Genomic DNA, 17,626 nt, shown 5'->3' on the forward strand with positions numbered 1-17,626 from the left:
CACGCGCCAGCCTACGAGAATGAGTGCCGTTTTCATGGGCGCGGACAATAAGGGCGAAAACGCGGGCTCGTCAATGGGGTCCCGTGCGAATTCACCCGTCCGTGAGAACGGGCGCCTGCCCGCTCCCATGGTACAGCTACCATAGTACAGTTGAGCGCGCCGCTCCGAGGCACCACTATGCGCTGGCAAAGGACGTGCGAGGAGGACGCATGGCTGGCGAGCGGGAGCATATCCGCGAAATCGAACAGGTGCTGTCCGGCGTGCGCTCGGCCCGCGACGATATCGTGGTCCAATCCTGGCTGCGTTGCATCGACCAGCATCGGCTCGACCCGGCACGTCCGACGGAAGCGTACATCGTTCCGGATACCCAGCTGCGCGAGCACCGCGAGCAGTCCGAAAGGCTGATCGCCATTGCCCGCAGCGGCCTGGAGACATTGTTCAAGCAGGTGGCGGGCCAGAACTACGTCTTGCTGCTCGCCGACGCCAAGGGCGTCACCGTCGACTTTCTCGGCGACCCGCTGTTCATGGATCAGTTGCGCAAGGCCGGGCTCTATCTCGGCTCCGAATGGTCGGAGAGCCGTACCGGGACCTGCGGCGTCGGCTCTTGCATCGTCACCGGCGAGGCGATGACCATTCACCAGACCGATCATTTCGACACCACCCACACGCCGCTCTCCTGCACCGCCGCGCCGATTTTCGACACCAAGGGTGAGTTGACCGCCGTGCTCGACATATCGCTGCTGCGCTCGCCGCAGCCGAAGGTCAGCCAGAATCTCGCGCTGCATCTGGTGACGGCGTCGGCCCGGCGCATCGAGCTCGCCAACCTGATGGCGCAGATGCATTCGGAATGGGTACTGCGCTTCTCGCGCTCGCCGGAGTTCCTCGACGTCGATCCGGACGCGGCGATCGCGCTCGACGCGTCCGGCCGCATCCTTGGCACGACGCGCGGCGGAGCGCTGCTTCTGGCGCAGGCCGGCGGCATCGACTGGCGGCGCGCCTCGCCGATCGGCCAGCCGATCTCGCGTTATCTTGATATGGACATCGACGACCTGCCGAACCTGACGCGCGGCCGCCCGACCGAGGAACGGCTGGTGTTCGGCCGCAACGGCAGCGCTCTCTTCGCGCATGCCATCGAGCCGCAACCGCCGAGCGGACGCCGCACGCCGGTCGAGGTGCTGCCGAAGCCGATCGCCGAGCTTTCCGCCGGCGACCCGGCCATGGCGGCAATGCAGCTCAGGGCCGCCAAGCTGGCGCGCACCACAATCCCGACCCTGATCCATGGCGAAACCGGCTCCGGCAAGGAGTATCTCGCCCGCGCGCTCCACGACAGCTCCGGGCGCGCCGGCCCGTTCGTGGCCATCAATTGCGCGGCCATCCCGGAACATCTGATCGAGAGCGAGCTGTTCGGGCATGCCGCGGGCGCCTTTACCGGCGCCACGGCCAAGGGGCGCAAGGGCCTGATCGAGAGCGCCGACGGCGGCACGCTGTTCCTCGACGAGATCGGCGACATGCCCTACGCGCTGCAGTCGCGGCTTTTGCGGGTGATCGCCGAGCGCGAACTGATCCCGGTAGGCGGCATCGCGCCTCGGCCTGTCGACATCAAGATCGTCTCCGCCTCGCATCACGACCTGCGCCAGTTGGTTGCCGAGGGCCGGTTCCGCGAGGACCTGTTCTACAGGCTGAACGCCGCTTCGCTGACCTTGCCGCCGCTTCGCGAACGCACCGATTTCGAATGGCTGCTGGAACGGCTGGTCGGCGAGCGGGCGCGCCTTGCCGGGCGGCCGGCAAAGCTGTCGCCGGCGGCGCGGCTGGCGCTGATCCGCCATGACTGGCCCGGCAACATCCGCGAACTCGTCAACGCTGTGGATCTGGCGGTGGCGCTTTGCGACGACGAGACGATCCAGCCTTCCGACCTGCCCGATTTCGCCACGTCCCGCGCGGCGGCGCCGGCCCCCTCCGCCAGCCTGGTCGCGCTGCGCGCGCCCTCGCCCGAGGAAGAGCGCGGCGCCCTGCTGGCCGTGCTGGCGGCAACCGGCTGGAACATTTCCGAGGCCGCGCGGCGGCTCGGCGTCGACCGCACCACGGTGCATCGCCGCATGAAGCGCCTGCGGCTGGAAGCGCCGAACTGATATTAAAGGGGTGTGGCGCGCCGTAGCGCGTGCAACAGCCAATGCAACAGGCAATACGACGGCAGAGCGTCCTAACAGGTTGATTCCATTTTAATCCATGATGAGCGCCACGGTTGGCACGCCGCTTGCTGCTCATGGCGCACTCTAGCAAGTGGAGGAGAACAAATGCTCGAGAGAACACCCACCACCAAGGCTCAAGCGCTGCTCGACAAGTTCGGCAAAGCGTTGGAAGCCGGCGATATCGACAGCGCCGTCAACTGCTTCCAGGCCGACTGCTACTGGCGCGACCTCGTCACCTTCACCTGGAACCTGAAGACGATGGAGGGCCAGGATCAGGTTCGCGACATGCTGCGGGCGACGCTGGCCAACACCAAGCCGACCGGCTGGTCGGTGGCCAAGGGCGAGGAAGCAAGCGAGGACGGCGGCGTCATCACCGCCTGGATCACTTTCGAGACGAATGTGGCGCGCGGCTTTGGCCTTGTGCGGTTCAAGGGCGACCTGATCTGGACCTTGCTGACCACGATGGCCGAGCTGAAAGGCCATGAGGAGAAAGCAGGCTTCACCCGTCCCCTCGGCGCCAAGCATGGCCATGGCAAGGACCGCAAGACGTGGCGGGAGGAGCGCGACGACGAGATCGCAGAGCTCGGCCACACCAGGCAGCCCTATGTCGTCATCATCGGCGGCGGCCAAGGCGGTATCGCGCTCGGCGCACGGCTGAAGCAGCTCGGCGTGCCCACCATAATCGTCGAGAAGAACGAGCGTCCGGGCGACTCCTGGCGCAAGCGCTACAAGTCGCTCTGCCTGCACGATCCGGTCTGGTACGATCACCTGCCCTATATCGACTTCCCGAAGAACTGGCCGGTCTTCGCGCCGAAGGACAAGATCGGCGACTGGCTGGAAATGTACACCAAGGTGATGGAGCTGAACTATTGGTCCTCCACCACCGCGAAATCCGCCAAATACGACGAGAAGACGAAGGAATGGACCGTCGTCGTCGAGCGCGACGGCAAGGAGATCGTGCTCAAGCCCAAGCAACTGGTGCTGGCCACCGGCATGTCCGGCAAGGCGAACTGGCCGAAATACAAGGGCCAGGACATATTCAAGGGCGAGCAGCAGCACTCCTCGACCCATCCCGGTCCGGACAAATACCGCGGCAAGAAAGTGGTGGTCATCGGCTCCAACAACTCGGCGCACGACATCTGCGCGGCGCTGTGGGAAGGCGGCGCCGACGTGACCATGGTGCAGCGCTCGTCCACCCATATCGTCAAGTCGGACACGCTGATGGATATCGGGCTTGGCGCGCTCTACTCCGAGCAGGCGGTCGAGAACGGCATGACGACGCGCAAGGCGGACATGATCTTCGCCTCACTTCCTTACCGCATCCTGCACGAGTTCCAGATCCCGCTCTACCAGCAGATGAAGGAGCGCGACGCGAAATTCTACGACGACCTGGAAAAGGCCGGGTTCATGCTCGACTGGGGCGATGACGGCTCCGGCCTGTTCATGAAATACCTGCGCCGCGGCTCCGGCTACTACATCGATGTCGGCGCCTGCGACCTCGTCATCGACGGCTCGATCAAGCTGAAGAGCGGGCCGGGTGCTGCCGTGCAGGAACTCACCGAAACCGGCGTCAAATTCGTCGACGGCACCGAGTTGCCGGCAGATCTGGTGATCTATGCCACCGGCTACGGCTCGATGAACGGTTGGGCCGCGGACCTCATCTCACAGGAAGTCGCCGACAAGGTGGGCAAGGTCTGGGGCCTGGGCTCCGCTACCACCAAGGATCCGGGTCCATGGGAAGGCGAGCAGCGCAATATGTGGAAGCCGACGCAGCAGGAAGCGCTGTGGTTCCACGGCGGCAACCTGCACCAGTCGCGGCACTATTCGCAATACCTGTCGCTGCAGCTCAAAGCCCGACAGGTCGGCCTGCCAACGCCGGTCTATGGGCTGCAGGAGGTCTATCACAAGAGCTGATTGCCATCGTGCAAAAGACCCGCGCGGCTCGCGCCGCGCGGGTCTCGCATTCACGCCCTGAGTGTCACACCCCTCGCCTTGGCCCAGCGCTCCACGATCTTGCGCTCCTCCGGCAAGGCCAGACGGTTGCCAAAACCGCGCACCTGGATCGCGCGGTTTTGCGGATCGAGCTCGATCGTCAGCAGCCGCTCGATCTTGGCCAGCGCCGTACGCCGCAGCACCCAGATCGAGGCGTTGCCGGCGATACATTTGGCCGCGTAGGTCGAAACGCAGTGATGCATCGCGCGGCTCTCGGCGACCAGGTCCTCGGCGGTCTTCAACTGCCGAACGAAGAAACGCTCGCCGCGCACCTTCGCTTCCTTGGCCGATGGCTGCCATTCCCAGTCCTCCAGGCGCGAGCCATCCCAGGCACCGCTCTGCGCCTGTGCTCCCGCGACACGCTGGTTACGTCCGGCCGCGCGGCGTCGCATGGCCTCTATGCGTTCGATCGCGGCGATGTCGCGATGCCAATCCAACATCTGCCGGCGCAGCGACAGAAGCGTGCGTCCCTTCAGGCTATAGGCCGCATCACGTTGATGCATGGCGCCGATGTAATCGCACAGATCGTCGATCTCCTCCTTCGGAGCGGGATGTCCGCAGAAGAAGCGCACAACCTCGCGCCAGAAGGCTAGTTCGCGGCGCGGCGTGCGCGCGATCTTCGTGCGCGCAAGCCGGGCCGCCAATCCCTGGTCGTCCGTGTAGGACCGGGCAATCGCCAGCCAGAATGCCTCGGCGAAACCAATGTCGCCGGACGCGTTGAGGAAGCAATGCACCTCCTTGCGCGACAGCCAGGCGTTGGCGCCGGCCTTGTAGAGCGAGTCGCCGCGCGCGACCGTCACATACCAGGACTTGCGAAATGCGATCTCATTGGCGTCCAGGCCTGTGCTGTCCAGCCAGACGCTCTCGAGCGCGGCCGAAACCGGATAACGCGCATAGAGATAACGTGCCGCGGCCAGCCGCAGGCGCGCGCGGTTGCGCGTCTTCAGCTTCGGACGCCACAGCGCGCCGTCGCGGATCGCCATGCCGGCAAAGCCCGAGCGAGCGTCGTCCAGCGCCCGCTCGAAATCCGGAACGGGACGCGTGGCGGCGAAGACCTGCCGCAGCCTTGCATCATATGCTTCAATACGTTGGCGCTCGGCGTCCTGCCTGCGCTGGATCATGGACCTGGCCATGGCCGTTCTTCCCAGTTGGAACCCTGTCCGCCGCACGCATTTCCAGCGTCGGCACGGATCGTGACGATCTGGATTGCGGGATCATTGACAGGTCTCCTCTCGGGATGGCGAGTTGTGGATGGCGAGCTCTCTAGGACCCGAGCAAAGATGACGCAAGCGCCATTCTATCAATGTTTACAATGGCCTGCTCGAGTGTTGCAAAGGCGCATCTGAGGCTCCCAGGCAGCCGGCATCGTTCGCGGAAAGCGCTCGGGCTCGCCGTCGTTGGCCCCCGCACGGTCGGCCGCGCGAAAAAGATAACTGCCCATCGCGGATCGCGGTGGGCGCTCGCATCGTCAGGAAGTTTGAAACCCGCGGCAGCGGGTCAACCGGTCCGTCCGCCGCGAAGGCGCGTAATGCGTGAACAGGATCTCATCATCGCCTCCATCAAAAGCGTTGCGGGTATCGGCACGGCCGTTGAAAAACCAACCGGCCGCATGTAGGGCGCGGCTAATACATCTGTTTGAGCACGACAGCAAGGCGCCGGCTATGCTCGGCATCGCCGGGTTCGAATGAGGCCTCGACATTCCGCCCATTGGGACTGGACGCAATTGGATCCGGCGCGCGAACACTTGCAACCTGGAGGCGGTCGCGGCAGCCGCCTGGTCGGTCTCCAATCAGGGCGTTTTCGCCATCGAAGCAAAAACACATGGCCGCAGCCTCCCCGGTTATATTCGGCTAGGCCGCCTTTTCCGCCGCGAACTTCTTCACCACGCGCTCCAGCAGCGGCACGTAATCACGAAAGGCGCGCGTTTTCATATTGGCGACCTTGCCGCCCTCGTCCCAGATGCGCACCCGCACGGCTTCGTCGTGGAAGGGGTTGCTGCGAAACTCGGCCACTTCCTCCGCGCTCATCGGCCCGCCCTGCAGAGACAGCGTATGCACCGAGGCCGGCGACAGCTTGCCGAAATAGGTCGGATCGGTGGCGCACAGATAGCGCTTGGCCGAGACATGCAGCCTGACGCATTCGACGATGACTGGTGGGAAGAACGGCGCCAGCACCTCGCCGCCCGCCTCGTCATGATGCTTGTCCTCGACGTCGTCGGGCGAATAGGTGCCGAACTCGCTGGTATAGTGGCCGATGTCGTGCAGCAGCGCCGCCGCCACCAGCTCTTCCGGCGCGCCGTCCTGCTCGGCCAGCCACGCGCCCTGCAGCATGTGCTCCGACATGGTGACCGGTTCGCCGAGATAGGATTCGGCGCCGCGGCGCTCGAAGATGTCGGCGATGAACTCGACGATGTTGCCTGCGTTCAATTCGTTCGGTTTCATTCCGCCGCCTCCTTGAAACCATGATCGAGCGCGGCAAGCGTCGACAGCAGGCCGTCCTTGTCGGCGTAGCAGCCTTGCAGCCAGCGCTTGCCGCTGCCGGAAAACGCCTTGCGCGCGTGCATGACGCGGGTGTTGTCGACGATGAAGGATTGCCCTGCCTCGAGCTTGAAGGTCACCTCGAAGGCAGGATCCTCGATCAGTTCGGCGAACCGGCGATACGCCGCGTAGTATTTGTCCATCTCGGCAAACGGCACGTCGACCGTCGGCGCCAGCGAGCGGTTGTTGAAGCGGATGCAGATCAACTCGCCGTCGGGTCCGAGCTCGATCATCGGCCGCTTCGACTGCAGCCGCACGCCCAACGAGCCGGCATATTCGAAGCGTGCCGGATAGGAAGAGAGCAGCCGGAAGCCTTCGGGGTTCTCCACTTGAAGTGCCGCCGCCACCGCGAATCCATCGACGACGCTGGATTCACCGCCTTCCACCGTGTTCTCGATGCAGGCCAGGATCTGCAGCGTCGGTACCGGGTCGCGATAGGGATTGTCGGTATGCGCCTGCAGGCCGAGATTGGTGTAGGCGAGGTTGTTCGGATTGACCTCGGCGCGCACCTCGAACCAGCGCCCGTAATTGGTCTCCCGGATGTAGCCGAACAGGTCGGCCACCTTGCACAGCGCGCCGGATTCCGTGGGCAGTCCGTCCATGACGGCAAAGCCATAGGTCCGCACTGCCGAAAGCCATTCGCGCAGGACGCCGCGGTCATGCAAGGCCGCCGCGTAGCTGGCGCGCGGCACCGAATTCTGCATTGTCGACTTGGTCCAGCGTTGAACGACGTCGCCCGTCCAGCCGGGCTGCCGAGATTCGACGCGATCATAGGCGTTGGCCCACAGCCACTGGGCCGGGAAGCTGGCTGTCTTGTCCTCGGGCGTGAATCTGACCTCCAGCCCTCCGCCCTTGATCGAGGCCTCGTCGATCCGCGTCTCGGCCGGGATGTCGAGGATGGTGATCAGCCGCTGGCCGTTGCCGGCGCTGCGCGTCTTGTCATCCAGCGCATTGTCGCGCAGCCACATGGCGTGGAAGCGGCTCACTGCTCCATCCTTCCAGCCAAGCTCGATCGTTCGTCCGTCGTCGCCCAGCCTTACCGTCGTCAGCATATCCCGAAAGCTCCTATTCTCTGTCATTGCCGCGAGCATGGATTGCATGGTGGCTTCGTAAAAGGCATAATTCAAATTATCGTTTTGCAGGTATAGACTTTAAATTTCTGATGGCTGGAAGAGCTTTCGACACGATGCCTCCTCTCGATTGGCTGCGCAGTTTCGAGGCTGCCGCCCGCCTGTCGAACTTCACCGCCGCGGCCGCCGAGCTCGGGCTCACGCAGGCAGCGGTCAGCCAGCACATCCGCTTTCTGGAGGAGCGGCTCAGGACGCGATTGTTCGCGCGCCTGGCGCGCGGCGTGGCCCTGTCGCCGGAAGGCGCGGCCTATCTCCCCCACATCCAGTCGGCTTTCGTCACCATCGGCAACAGCACCAACGAGCTCTTCGAGCCGCGCGCCGTGCAGACCGTCTCGATCCGGGTTCCGATCTCGTTTGCGCTTCTGCTGCTGGTTCCGGCCCTGCCCGACCTGGCGAAGGCGCTGCCGCAGATCCGGCTCGACCTGGTGACCATCCATCGGCCGACCGACTACGACCAGCCGGGCTCGGCGCTCGACATACGCTTCGGCAACGGGTCCTTTCCCGGGCGCGAGGCCGACCGGTTGATCGTCGAGCGGCTTGTCCCGGTCGCGGCTCCGCCGCTTGCCAAAGATTTCGATTGGACGTCATTGCCGCTGCTCCTGGTGGCGGGCGCGCGGGAAATGTGGGCGGAATGGTTTGCCGCCGCGGGACTTTCCGGACAGCCCCGGCGCTCGCACCGCTTCGACAGTTTCGTCGCGGCCATGGAAGCCGCGAAGGTCGGCGCCGGAGCGCTGCTCGGCTCGCGCCCGCTCATCGACACGGCCCTCAAGGAAAAGGCTCTCGTCAGGCTTTCGGATTTCGAGCTTTCGAGCCCATCGGGCCATTTCCTGACAAGATCGTCATCGTCGCGATTGTCCGGCGCCGAGCAGGATTTCCGCCGCTGGCTTCTGTCGCGCATCGCCAGGACTTCAGGGTGACGTGCCGGCGGCCGCTCCGATCCGCTTCCAGTAGATGAGGGTGCCGGTCAGTCCGCCATGCGGCTTCAGCGCGAAGTCCGGGATTTCGCCGGTCAGCGTGAAGCCAAGCTTCTCGTAAAAGCCCGCCGCGCCCTCCTCGCTCGCCGTGTCCAGCACCAGCAGCGTGCGGCCTTTCTCAACCGCGAGTTCCTCCGCGGCACGCATCAGGCGGGTCGCGACGCCTTTGCCGCGATGGTCCCGGCCGGTCATCAGCTTGGCGATCTCGGCGCGGTGCGGCTGGTTGGGCGGGAAGTCGAGCAGCAGCGTGACGGTGCCGGCAAGCGCATCGCCTCGCCAAGCGCCCAGCACCGCCCTTTCGCCGCGCGCGGCCGCGGCAAGCGACTTGCGCCAGAAATCCCGCGCGGCCTCCGGCGACAACGGATGCATGAAGCTCACCGACCCGCCGGCGGCGACGGCCTCGATCAACAGATCGGTGAGCATAGCGATGGTCGCCGCATCATCGCTCAACGCCCGGATTTCAAGGGAGTTCATGCTGGTGCTCTCCAGGTGACGAAACATCGGGGGTAAGTCATTTGAAATGGCTGGTTCGCCCGCGCCGGCGCGCTCGCCGGATTTCGGCGATACGGTCGGCGTCGTCGTCGCTGAGATGGCGGCCGCGCTCGAGGATCTCGAGCGTGTATTCCTCATAGGTCAGGCCGAGCCGCTCGGCCCTTTCCAGCCGCATCAGCATGACGGCTTGGCTCGACGCCTTCCAGGCCTTGTCATGGGCGGCGCGCCAGGCGAGGAAGATGTAGGCGTCGCCTTTGCCCCAGGGCGGGCCTTCATAGTCGTCGAGCGGCGGCCCGCCATTGTGCGAGCGTCTTGGCCGGCGAGGCATGGGTCAGTCCTTGACCAGGGCCACGAGATACTCCGCCGGATCCGGTCCGGGAGCATGGAAGACGCAGTCCGAGGGGGCACCCAGCGCCAGGCAGTCGCCGGGCTCGAGCCTGTGCACCACATCGCCCTCTGCGAAATCAAGCCTCCCGTCGATCAGCCATATCTGCTGCTTGATGAAGGCGTAGGATGACGCCGGAAGACTGACCTTGGCGCCCGCCGGCAGGCTGACCCTGACCAGTTCCAGCGGCATCCGCGATGCCGGCGACAGATCCCGCCGGATGTAGCCGGTTGCCGGATCCTGCCAGACCGGCTGCTCCTCCTTGCGCGAGACGCCGCCGGCTTGCATCTCGGCCCGTGCGATCAGCGTCGACAGCGTCATGCCGAAGGCCGCCGCGATACGCACCAGGAGTGCCGCGGTCGGGCTGGTCGCGCCGCGTTCGATAGCGCTCAGCATCGCCTTCGAGACGTCCGAGCGCCCGGCCAATTCGGCCAAAGACCAGCCCCTCACCGTCCTTTCGGAGCGTATGCGCCTGCCGATCGTGGTTGTGATATCATCCGACATATCGTCCATATGTCCAATATATCGGAATGTCGGAAACTGGGAAGAGGCTGTTCGATCGAATTGCAGCGGCTGGCTTAACGGCGCCTACACCATCCGACCTCACCTGACTTTAACCCCGATTGGATAGGGTTCCCGCTCCAGGGAATGGGACAGGTCACCGATGTTTGTTGAACGCGAAGCCTCCGTCGGAGAACCGACCTCGCAGGAACGCCGCAACATCCAGCAGAACGATAAGCGCATCCTGGGCAATGTCGTGCAATGCGACGGCGCGCGCGCCACCATCAGCGCCCATGCCGAGGACGCCGAAGGCGCGGTTACCGGCCTCTGGACCGTCGGCAGGATGATCTCCATCAATCTCGGCTCGACGCGAACGGTCGGCCTTGTCTACGCCATCGGCAAGTCGGACCTTCACTGGAACCACGATGGGCAAAATCTGATCGAAGTCAGCGTCGAACTGGTCGGCGAAGTGCGCGACGGCGCCGAGCCTGGCGCCAGGCCGGTGTTCGACCGCGGCATCACCACCTATCCGCATATCGGCGCCATTGCCCACCGTATCCGAAGCCGCGACCTGCAGGCGGTCTACGACTTGGCAGGGCGCCATTCGGTGACCATCGGCACGCTGTCCCAGGATGAGTCGATCGATGCCAACATTGCCATCGACGACACGCTGGCGCGCCATTTCGCCATCGTCGGCACGACCGGCGTCGGCAAATCGACGGCGGTCTCGCTGCTCTTGCGCAAGACGATCGAGGCGCGCCCGGACCTGCGCGTGCTCATCCTCGACCCGCACAACGAGTTTGCCGCCTCGCTGCCGGAATATTGCGTCAAGGTCGATTCCAAGACGCTCGACCTGCCGTTCTGGATGTTCAGGCTGGAGGAGTTCGCCGAAGTGCTGTTTCGCGGCCGCGAGACGGTACCCGAGGAAGTCGATGTCCTGCGCGACCTGATCCCGGCCGCCAAGAACCTCTACCGCAACCCGAATTCCGGCACCTATATCAGGCGCGGCAGCGACGCGCTGACGGCGGACACGCCGGTGCCTTACCGTATTGCCGATCTCATCAAGCAGATCGACGAGCGCATGGGCATGCTGGAGGCCAAGAACGACCGCCCGACCTTGAAATCGCTGAAGACGCGCATCGAATCGGCCGCCGCCGACCCGCGCTACCGCTTCATGTTCAATTCGCGCCTGATCGAGGACACGATCCACGAGACGATCGGCAATATCTTCCGCGTGCCCAACCATGGCCGCCCGGTCACCTGCTTCGAGATGGCCGGCATGCCTTCGGAAGTCGTCAACTCGGTCTGCTCGGTGCTGGCCCGCCTGGCCTTCGACCTGGCCTTGTGGAGCGAGGGCCGGCTGAAATTGCTCCTGCTTTGCGAGGAGGCCCACCGCTACATGCCGGCCGACCCGCGTCTGGGCTTCGCGCCGACAAGGCACGCGCTGTCGCGTATCGCCAAGGAAGGCCGCAAATATGGCTGCTATCTTGGTGTCGTCACCCAGCGCCCGGGCGAGCTCGACCCGACCATCCTGTCGCAATGCTCGACCTTTTTCGCCATGCGGCTCGCCAATGAGCAGGACCAGGCGATCATCCGCTCGGCGATCGCCGACTCCTCGGCCTCGACCCTGGCGTTCCTTTCTTCGATGGGGCAGCGCGAGGCCATCGCTTTCGGTGAAGGCGTGGCGACGACCATGCGGTTGAAGTTCGAGAAGCTGCCGCAACAATTCATCCCGGGCACGGCGAAGGGCGAGCAGATCGAACCCTCCGTGGACGGCAGCGACGTCGATCTGGCCCTGATCGTCGAGCGGCTTCGCAACGTGCCGAAGCCGCAGCAGTCCATGGCTTTCGCCGAGACCGTGGACTCGACCCGCCAAGCCGGCGACCCCGACTACAAGAAGCCGGCCACCGCCGCGCCCCGTGTCCAGCCCGACGACGACTTCGACACCCGCTACGGCCTGAAGCCCTCGACCTTCGGCATGCGCCAATTCAACGATTGAGCCAACGACCTTTGCGGGCAGGCTAAATTCCACCAAGAAATTCGTTAGGCTGGGCCGAATGGAGTCGCTGTCGAGAACCGGAGCGGAGCGGACATAAAGTCCGTCAGCACCGGAAGCGCAGAGAGCGGCTCCAGTCGACCGGCCTCATGAATTCATGTCGGAATTTTAGGCGCAGACTCGGTTGCGGCCCTGCTTCTTCGCCTCATAGAGCTGGCGATCGGCACGGCGGTAGAAATCCTCCGCGCTCTCCTTGTGGTCCCAGACGGCGAGGCCGACGCTGGTGGTGACCTTGAGACGCACATTCCCCGACATGATCGACAGGTTGGCGATCGCCTTGCGGATGCGCTCGGCGAACCGGGCGAGCAGTTCGACATCCATGTTGGGAGTGACGACCGCAAACTCCTCGCCGCCCAGCCGCGCCACCACGTCGTGATAGCGCGTCATGCCCCGCAGGCAGGTGGCGACGGCCCTCAGCACCTCGTCGCCGACATCGTGGCCATGCGTGTCGTTGACCTGCTTGAAATGGTCGAGGTCGAGGATCATCAGCCCGACGGGCCTGTCGATGCGGCGAAACTCATGCAGATATTCGCGCAGCGCATCGTCGAAATAGCGGCGGTTCTGCATGCCGGTGAGACCGTCGGTGAGCGCCGCCTGCTCGAGCGTCTGCGAACGGGCGCTGAGCGAGACCGTCATGGCCCTGAGCTTGCCCTCTTCCCGCACCTGGCCCCGGATCAGCGGGTAGATGAAGAAGGTGCCGAAGAACAGCGCGGTCGCCAGCAGTGCCCCGGTGACGAAGAGCAATTTGTTGAGATAGACGATTTTATCGACGCGCGATGCGGCATCGAGGTCAGCGGCGATGTCCTGCAATTGGCCATAGGCATGGAAGGTCACCAGGCCCGCGGCCAGGATCACAAAGATAAAGACGAAAAATGCGGATTCCGCCTTATGGAAACGCATCTACTCCCCGCGCACTGTATTCCCGGTTTATGGCATGGCGGACCTTACGGACCGTTAATCCGAACAACCCTGGCGAGAATTAGAGCTTGGGATTTTAAGGTGCTGATTGAAAAGGCTTTTAGTCAGTCCAGAAGCGCCGGTTCGTCGCCAGGCCGCAGCCTGCGCCACTCCTCGCCCAGCTGGTGCCTGAACCAGGTCGACTGGCGCTTGGCATATTGCCGGGTGGCGATCTTGGCGCGTTCGATGGCTTCGGGAAAACCCGACTGTCCGGCCATCGCCGCCTGCAACTCGCGCACGCCGATCGCCTTCATCGCCGGCAGGTCGGGGTCGAGGCCGAGCGCGGTGAGCTGACGCACTTCGTCGACCGCGCCCTTGTCGAGCATCCGGTCGAAACGCGCCTCGATGCGCCGGACCAGTTGCTGCCGATCCGGCTCGATGACCAGGAAGCGCGCGCTGCCGCGATCGATCAGCGGCCGGCCGCGCGCCGCCTGCCATTCCAGGATCGAGCGACCTGAGGCGTCGAGCACCTCAAGCGCCCGCACGATACGCTGGCCGTCGGTTGGCCTCAGCTGCATGGCCATAGCCGAGTCCTCGTGCATCAGCAGGCGATGCAGCCTTTCGGCCCCTTGTTCCTTGAGCTCGTAACGCCAGCGCCCGCGGACGGCGGCCGGAATGTCCGGCATGTCCGAGATGCCTTCGGCCAGGGCGCGGAAATAAAGCCCGGTGCCGCCGACGAAAACGACCGGACGGCCAGACAGGACGCCATCGTCGATCAGCTTCGTCACATCGCGCAGCCAGGCGCCGGTGGAATAGGCCGTGGATGGATGCACGTGGCCGTAAAGGAAATGCGGAACGCGCGCCATTTCGGCGGCGCTCGGCCGCGCCGTCAGGACGTCGAGCACCGAATAGCCTTGCATCGAATCGGTGTTGACGATGACGCCGCCATTGCGTTCGGCAACATCGAGCGCCAGCGCCGACTTGCCGCTGGCGGTTGGCCCGGCTATCAGGATCGCGTTCTTGATGCGGCCTTCGCCCGCCTGCCTGCCGGAATGTTCGATGCCGCTGATCGCCACTTTAGTGTCCCGTCCAGAAGCCCGCGCCGTGCCGGCCTCGCTTGCGAATATGGCCTTGCGGGCCGCCGGCGCAAGCGCCGTTCGCTGGCTGGCTGAGGACGTCGCCTGCGACCTGGTTTTGCCGGAGACGCCGGATATCGGCGAAATGACCGCCAACCTGCGCGCCGCGCTGGCCTCCGAACCGGTCGACATCATCGTCCAGCCCGCCGAAGGCAGGCGCAAGAAGATCCTGCTTGCCGATATGGATTCGACCGTGATCGACCAGGAATGCATTGACGAGCTCGCCGACGAGATCGGCGTCAAGGATCATGTGGCGGCGATCACCGCACGCTCGATGAACGGCGAGATCGCCTTCGAGCCGGCCTTGCGCGAGCGCGTCGCCCTGCTGAGCGGTCTCGACACCGCCGTGGTCGACCACATCATCGCCAATCGGCTGACGCTCGCCGCCGGCGGTCGCACCCTGGTGCAAACGATGCGCGCCCAAGGCGCGTGGACGGCGCTGGTCTCGGGCGGCTTCGACGTCTTCACCAGCCGCATCGCCGCCAAGCTGGGCTTCCAGGAAAACCGGGCCAATCGTCTGATCGAGAAGGACGGCAGTTTCACCGGCATGGTGGCCGAGCCGATCCTCGGCCGCGCGGCCAAGGCCGAAGCGCTGCTCGACATCGCAAAGAGGCTTGGGCTGACGACGGAGGATGCCATCGCAGTCGGCGACGGCGCCAACGATCTCGATATGATCCGTCTTGCCGGCACCGGCGTTGCGCTCCACGCCAAGCCTGCGGTGGCGGAGCAGGCGCGCATCCGCATCGATCACGGCGACCTGACCGCGCTGCTCTATCTGCAGGGTTATCGCCGGGAGGAGTTTGTCGAATGACGCCGATCCGCACGGAGCGCCTCATCCTGCGCAACTGGGAGGAGCGCGACCGCGCGCTTTTCCACCGCATCAACTCCGACGAGCGCGTGATGGAGTTCTTCCCGTTCCGCCGCGACCGCGCTGCGGCGGACGCCAAGATGGACGAGGTCCGTGCTTGGATCGATGAGGATGGCTACGGCTTCGCCGCGGCCGAGATTGCCGCAACCGGCGAATGCATCGGCTTCGTCGGTCTGTCCGGAACGGAAGACATCGACGTGCTGGCGCCCGGCACGATCGAGATCGGCTGGCGGCTGGCGCCCGAATTCTGGGGCAAGGGCTATGTCACCGAGGCATCGGAAGCCTGGCTCGCCTTCGGCTTCGAAACGCTTGGCGTCGACGAAATCGTATCGTTCGCAGTCGCCGGCAATCATCGTTCGGTCGCCGTCATGAAGCGGCTCGGCATGCGCGCCGATCCGGACGCCGATTTCGATCATCCGAGCGTTCCCGACAGCCATCCGCATCTCAAGCGGCATGTCCTCTACAGGCTGTCGCGCGAGGACTGGCGCGCACGAAAAAGGGCGGCTCGCTAGCCGCCCTTTTTCGTTGAAGTCCAGTTGGTTGGACGCGTTTTTGGACTCAATCCATCCGGATCGTCACGAAGCGCAGCTCGCCGGTCTTGGAGGCCAGCATCAGGAGCGCGTTCTTGCGGCCCTGCTCCTTCAGCGCGCCGATCCGGTCCATCACGTCCTTCGGCGTGCCGACCGATTCCTGCGCGATCTCGGTGATCACCTCGCCGGGCTGGATGCCGCGCTCGGCCGCCGCCGAATCCTTGGCGACATCGGTGATGACCACGCCGGAAACGTCGGCCGCGATGCCGAATTTCTGCCTGGTCTGGTCGTTGAGTTCGCCGACCGTCATGCCGAGCACCGAGGCCGTCGATACCGGAGGCGTCGCCTTGTCGCCCTTGTCCTGATCGGTGTTGCCGTTCTCGCCGCTGGCCAGCTTTTCACCGTCCTCGAGCCGTCCGAGCGTCACCTTGACGGTCTGCTCGACGCCTTTGCGCACGATGACCACGTCGACCGCCTTGCCGACCGGGCTTTCGGCGACGACGCGCGGCAGGTCGCGCATTTCGTGGATATCCTTGCCGTCGAACTTGATGATGACGTCGCCGGCCTGCACCGAACCGTTGTCGACCGGCCCACCCTTGATGACGCCGGCCACCAGCGCGCCCTTGGCGGTCGCCATGCCGAGGCTTTCGGCAATGTCGTCCGTCACTGGCTGGATGCGCACGCCAAGCCAGCCGCGCCGCGTCTCGCCATACTGGCGGAGCTGGTCGACGACGCCCGCGGCAAGCTGCGAGGGGATGGAGAAACCGATGCCGATCGAGCCGCCCGAGGGCGAGATGATCGCGGTGTTGATGCCGATGACCTCGCCGGCTGCGTTGAACAGCGGACCGCCGGAATTGCCGCGGTTGATGGCGGCGTCGGTCTGGATGAAGTCGTCATAGGGGCCGGAATTGATGTCGCGGTTGCGCGCCGAGACGATGCCAACCGTCACCGTGCCGCCCAGGCCGAACGGATTGCCGATCGCCATCACCCAGTCGCCGACGCGCATCTTGGTGGAATCGCCGAATTTCACCGCCGTCAGCTTGTGGCCCTTGGGGTCGACCTTCAGCACCGCAACATCGGTCTTCGTGTCGGTGCCGACAAGCGTCGCCTTGAGCGTGACGCCGTCGGAGAAATTCACCTCGATATCGTCGGCATCGGCGATGACGTGGTTGTTGGTCACCACGATGCCCTGGTCGGCGTCGATGACGAAGCCGGAGCCGAGCGACTGCACTTTCTGCCCGCCGCCGCCCTTGTCCCCGCCACGGTTCTTGAAGAAGTCGTCGAAGAAATCCTGGAAAGGCGAGCCCTCGGGCAGTTGCGGCATCGGCACCGCGCCCGGTCCTTCGGTGCCTTTCACCGTCTGCGAGGTCGAGATGTTGACCACCGCGCCGAGCAGGCGCTCGGCAAGATCGGCGACCGAAGGCGGTCCGTCGGCGGCGATCGTCGGCGTGACGAAAGACGGGACGGCAACGATGCCGACCGCAAATGCCGTGGCGCCGGCGAGGGCCATGCGCCGCGCCGCGCGCAACAGGGTGTCGGATATCATCATGGCCTCCCGATGGTTTTGAAAAGGAAAAGCGCATCCGCAAAGGCGCCTGTCCTGTTCATGTTGGCAAGAAATAAGGCACGTTTGCGGCTATAGCTATCGGCCAAAGATAAATCGTCAATCGCTTCGGCACCAAGGAAATTCATTCGAGCAATTCCAGGAAAAGTGCCTAGCGGTTTTCCGTCCGGAATTGCGCAAAACAAACAACTAGCCGCGGACCAGCCAGACGATGCCGACACCAATGGCGATCGCCGCCAGTCCGCCGATCCGCAGCATATTTTCCGGCATCGACAGCACCTCGGCGGCGAGTTTCCGGGCCAAGGCCGGAAACCCTGCATAGACCAGCCCTTCGATCACCAGGACCAGGCCGATCGCCGCCAGAAAATCCTGCAC

General features: G+C 64.7%; 17 protein-coding genes. 6 read left to right on the top strand and 11 right to left on the bottom strand.

The window, feature by feature from the left end; genetic code table 11:
- The first annotated feature begins 209 nt into the window (after window positions 1-209).
- Window positions 210-2,129 carry a sigma-54-dependent Fis family transcriptional regulator gene (locus MJ8_RS21000; protein WP_201410657.1) on the top strand — a complete coding sequence of 640 codons (1,920 nt, stop codon included), beginning with the start codon at window positions 210-212 and terminating at the stop codon, window positions 2,127-2,129.
- Between the two features lie 165 nt (window positions 2,130-2,294).
- Window positions 2,295-4,103 (top strand): NAD(P)/FAD-dependent oxidoreductase, encoded by a 1,809-nt coding sequence (locus tag MJ8_RS21005; RefSeq protein ID WP_201410658.1) that lies wholly within the window; start codon window positions 2,295-2,297, stop codon window positions 4,101-4,103.
- A 50-nt stretch (window positions 4,104-4,153) separates the two neighbouring features.
- On the opposite strand, the gene MJ8_RS21010 is transcribed toward MJ8_RS21005, so the two are convergent.
- From MJ8_RS21010 to MJ8_RS21020, 3 genes are all read right to left on the bottom strand, one after another.
- Window positions 4,154-5,314: a PcfJ domain-containing protein gene (locus MJ8_RS21010; protein WP_201410659.1), complete on the bottom strand. Its 1,161-nt coding sequence runs from the start codon at window positions 5,312-5,314 to the stop codon at window positions 4,154-4,156.
- Between the two features lie 717 nt (window positions 5,315-6,031).
- Window positions 6,032-6,622, bottom strand: coding sequence for an HD domain-containing protein (locus MJ8_RS21015; RefSeq protein ID WP_201410660.1), 591 nt, complete (start codon window positions 6,620-6,622; stop codon window positions 6,032-6,034).
- The gene (locus tag MJ8_RS21020; RefSeq protein WP_201410661.1) at window positions 6,619-7,770 is read right to left on the bottom strand and encodes a gamma-butyrobetaine dioxygenase; all 1,152 of its coding nucleotides are present in this window, start codon (window positions 7,768-7,770) and stop codon (window positions 6,619-6,621) included. The genes MJ8_RS21015 and MJ8_RS21020 overlap by 4 nt, the downstream gene beginning before the upstream one ends.
- Before the next feature lie 134 nt (window positions 7,771-7,904).
- Between MJ8_RS21020 and MJ8_RS21025 the strand changes: the two genes are divergently transcribed.
- A complete protein-coding gene (locus MJ8_RS21025; protein ID WP_201410662.1) occupies window positions 7,905-8,765 on the top strand; it encodes a LysR family transcriptional regulator in 861 nt (286 codons plus the stop codon).
- Here MJ8_RS21025 and MJ8_RS21030 read toward each other — a convergent pair.
- From MJ8_RS21030 to MJ8_RS21040, 3 genes are read right to left on the bottom strand one after another with little or no spacing between them, the layout of a single operon-like run.
- The gene (locus MJ8_RS21030; RefSeq protein WP_201410663.1) at window positions 8,757-9,296 is read right to left on the bottom strand and encodes a GNAT family N-acetyltransferase; all 540 of its coding nucleotides are present in this window, start codon (window positions 9,294-9,296) and stop codon (window positions 8,757-8,759) included. The two genes, MJ8_RS21025 and MJ8_RS21030, sit on opposite strands and share 9 nt — an antisense overlap.
- 37 nt (window positions 9,297-9,333) lie before the next feature.
- Entirely contained in the window at window positions 9,334-9,642 is a 309-nt protein-coding gene (locus MJ8_RS21035) for a hypothetical protein (RefSeq protein ID WP_201410664.1), read from the bottom strand.
- Between the two features lie 3 nt (window positions 9,643-9,645).
- Window positions 9,646-10,212: a helix-turn-helix domain-containing protein gene (locus MJ8_RS21040; protein ID WP_201410665.1), complete on the bottom strand. Its 567-nt coding sequence runs from the start codon at window positions 10,210-10,212 to the stop codon at window positions 9,646-9,648.
- A 151-nt stretch (window positions 10,213-10,363) separates the two neighbouring features.
- Here MJ8_RS21040 and MJ8_RS21045 point away from each other — a divergent pair, with 151 nt between their 5' ends.
- Window positions 10,364-12,199, top strand: a complete 1,836-nt coding sequence (locus MJ8_RS21045; RefSeq protein ID WP_201410666.1) for an ATP-binding protein — start codon at window positions 10,364-10,366, stop codon at window positions 12,197-12,199.
- Window positions 12,200-12,364: 165 nt separating this feature from the next.
- Here MJ8_RS21045 and MJ8_RS21050 read toward each other — a convergent pair whose 3' ends face one another.
- Together MJ8_RS21050 and miaA are read right to left on the bottom strand one after the other, a co-directional pair.
- Window positions 12,365-13,156, bottom strand: coding sequence for a GGDEF domain-containing protein (locus MJ8_RS21050; RefSeq protein ID WP_201410667.1), 792 nt, complete (start codon window positions 13,154-13,156; stop codon window positions 12,365-12,367).
- A gap of 122 nt (window positions 13,157-13,278) precedes the next feature.
- On the bottom strand, window positions 13,279-14,223 hold the full coding sequence (gene miaA / locus MJ8_RS21055) for a tRNA (adenosine(37)-N6)-dimethylallyltransferase MiaA (protein ID WP_201415517.1): 945 nt from the start codon (window positions 14,221-14,223) through the stop codon (window positions 13,279-13,281).
- Here miaA and serB point away from each other — a divergent pair.
- Window positions 14,213-15,100: a phosphoserine phosphatase SerB gene (gene serB / locus MJ8_RS21060; protein WP_201410668.1), complete on the top strand. Its 888-nt coding sequence runs from the start codon at window positions 14,213-14,215 to the stop codon at window positions 15,098-15,100. The genes miaA and serB overlap by 11 nt on opposite strands.
- Complete coding sequence (locus MJ8_RS21065) at window positions 15,097-15,669, top strand: GNAT family N-acetyltransferase (protein WP_201410669.1); 573 nt, start codon at window positions 15,097-15,099, stop codon at window positions 15,667-15,669. Before serB ends, MJ8_RS21065 begins: the two co-directional genes overlap by 4 nt.
- 46 nt (window positions 15,670-15,715) lie before the next feature.
- On the opposite strand, the gene MJ8_RS21070 is transcribed toward MJ8_RS21065, so the two are convergent.
- The 3 genes from MJ8_RS21070 to MJ8_RS21080 form a co-directional block, all read right to left on the bottom strand.
- The gene (locus tag MJ8_RS21070; RefSeq protein WP_201415518.1) at window positions 15,716-17,233 is read right to left on the bottom strand and encodes a DegQ family serine endoprotease; all 1,518 of its coding nucleotides are present in this window, start codon (window positions 17,231-17,233) and stop codon (window positions 15,716-15,718) included.
- Window positions 17,233-17,379 (bottom strand): hypothetical protein, encoded by a 147-nt coding sequence (locus MJ8_RS21075; protein WP_201410670.1) that lies wholly within the window; start codon window positions 17,377-17,379, stop codon window positions 17,233-17,235. The genes MJ8_RS21070 and MJ8_RS21075 overlap by 1 nt, the downstream gene beginning before the upstream one ends.
- Window positions 17,380-17,440: 61 nt before the next feature.
- Window positions 17,441-17,626 carry a DUF2065 domain-containing protein gene (locus MJ8_RS21080; RefSeq protein ID WP_201410671.1) on the bottom strand — a complete coding sequence of 62 codons (186 nt, stop codon included), beginning with the start codon at window positions 17,624-17,626 and terminating at the stop codon, window positions 17,441-17,443.

It is taken from the genome of Mesorhizobium sp. J8, from assembly GCF_016591715.1.
Lineage (GTDB): Bacteria > Pseudomonadota > Alphaproteobacteria > Rhizobiales > Rhizobiaceae > Mesorhizobium.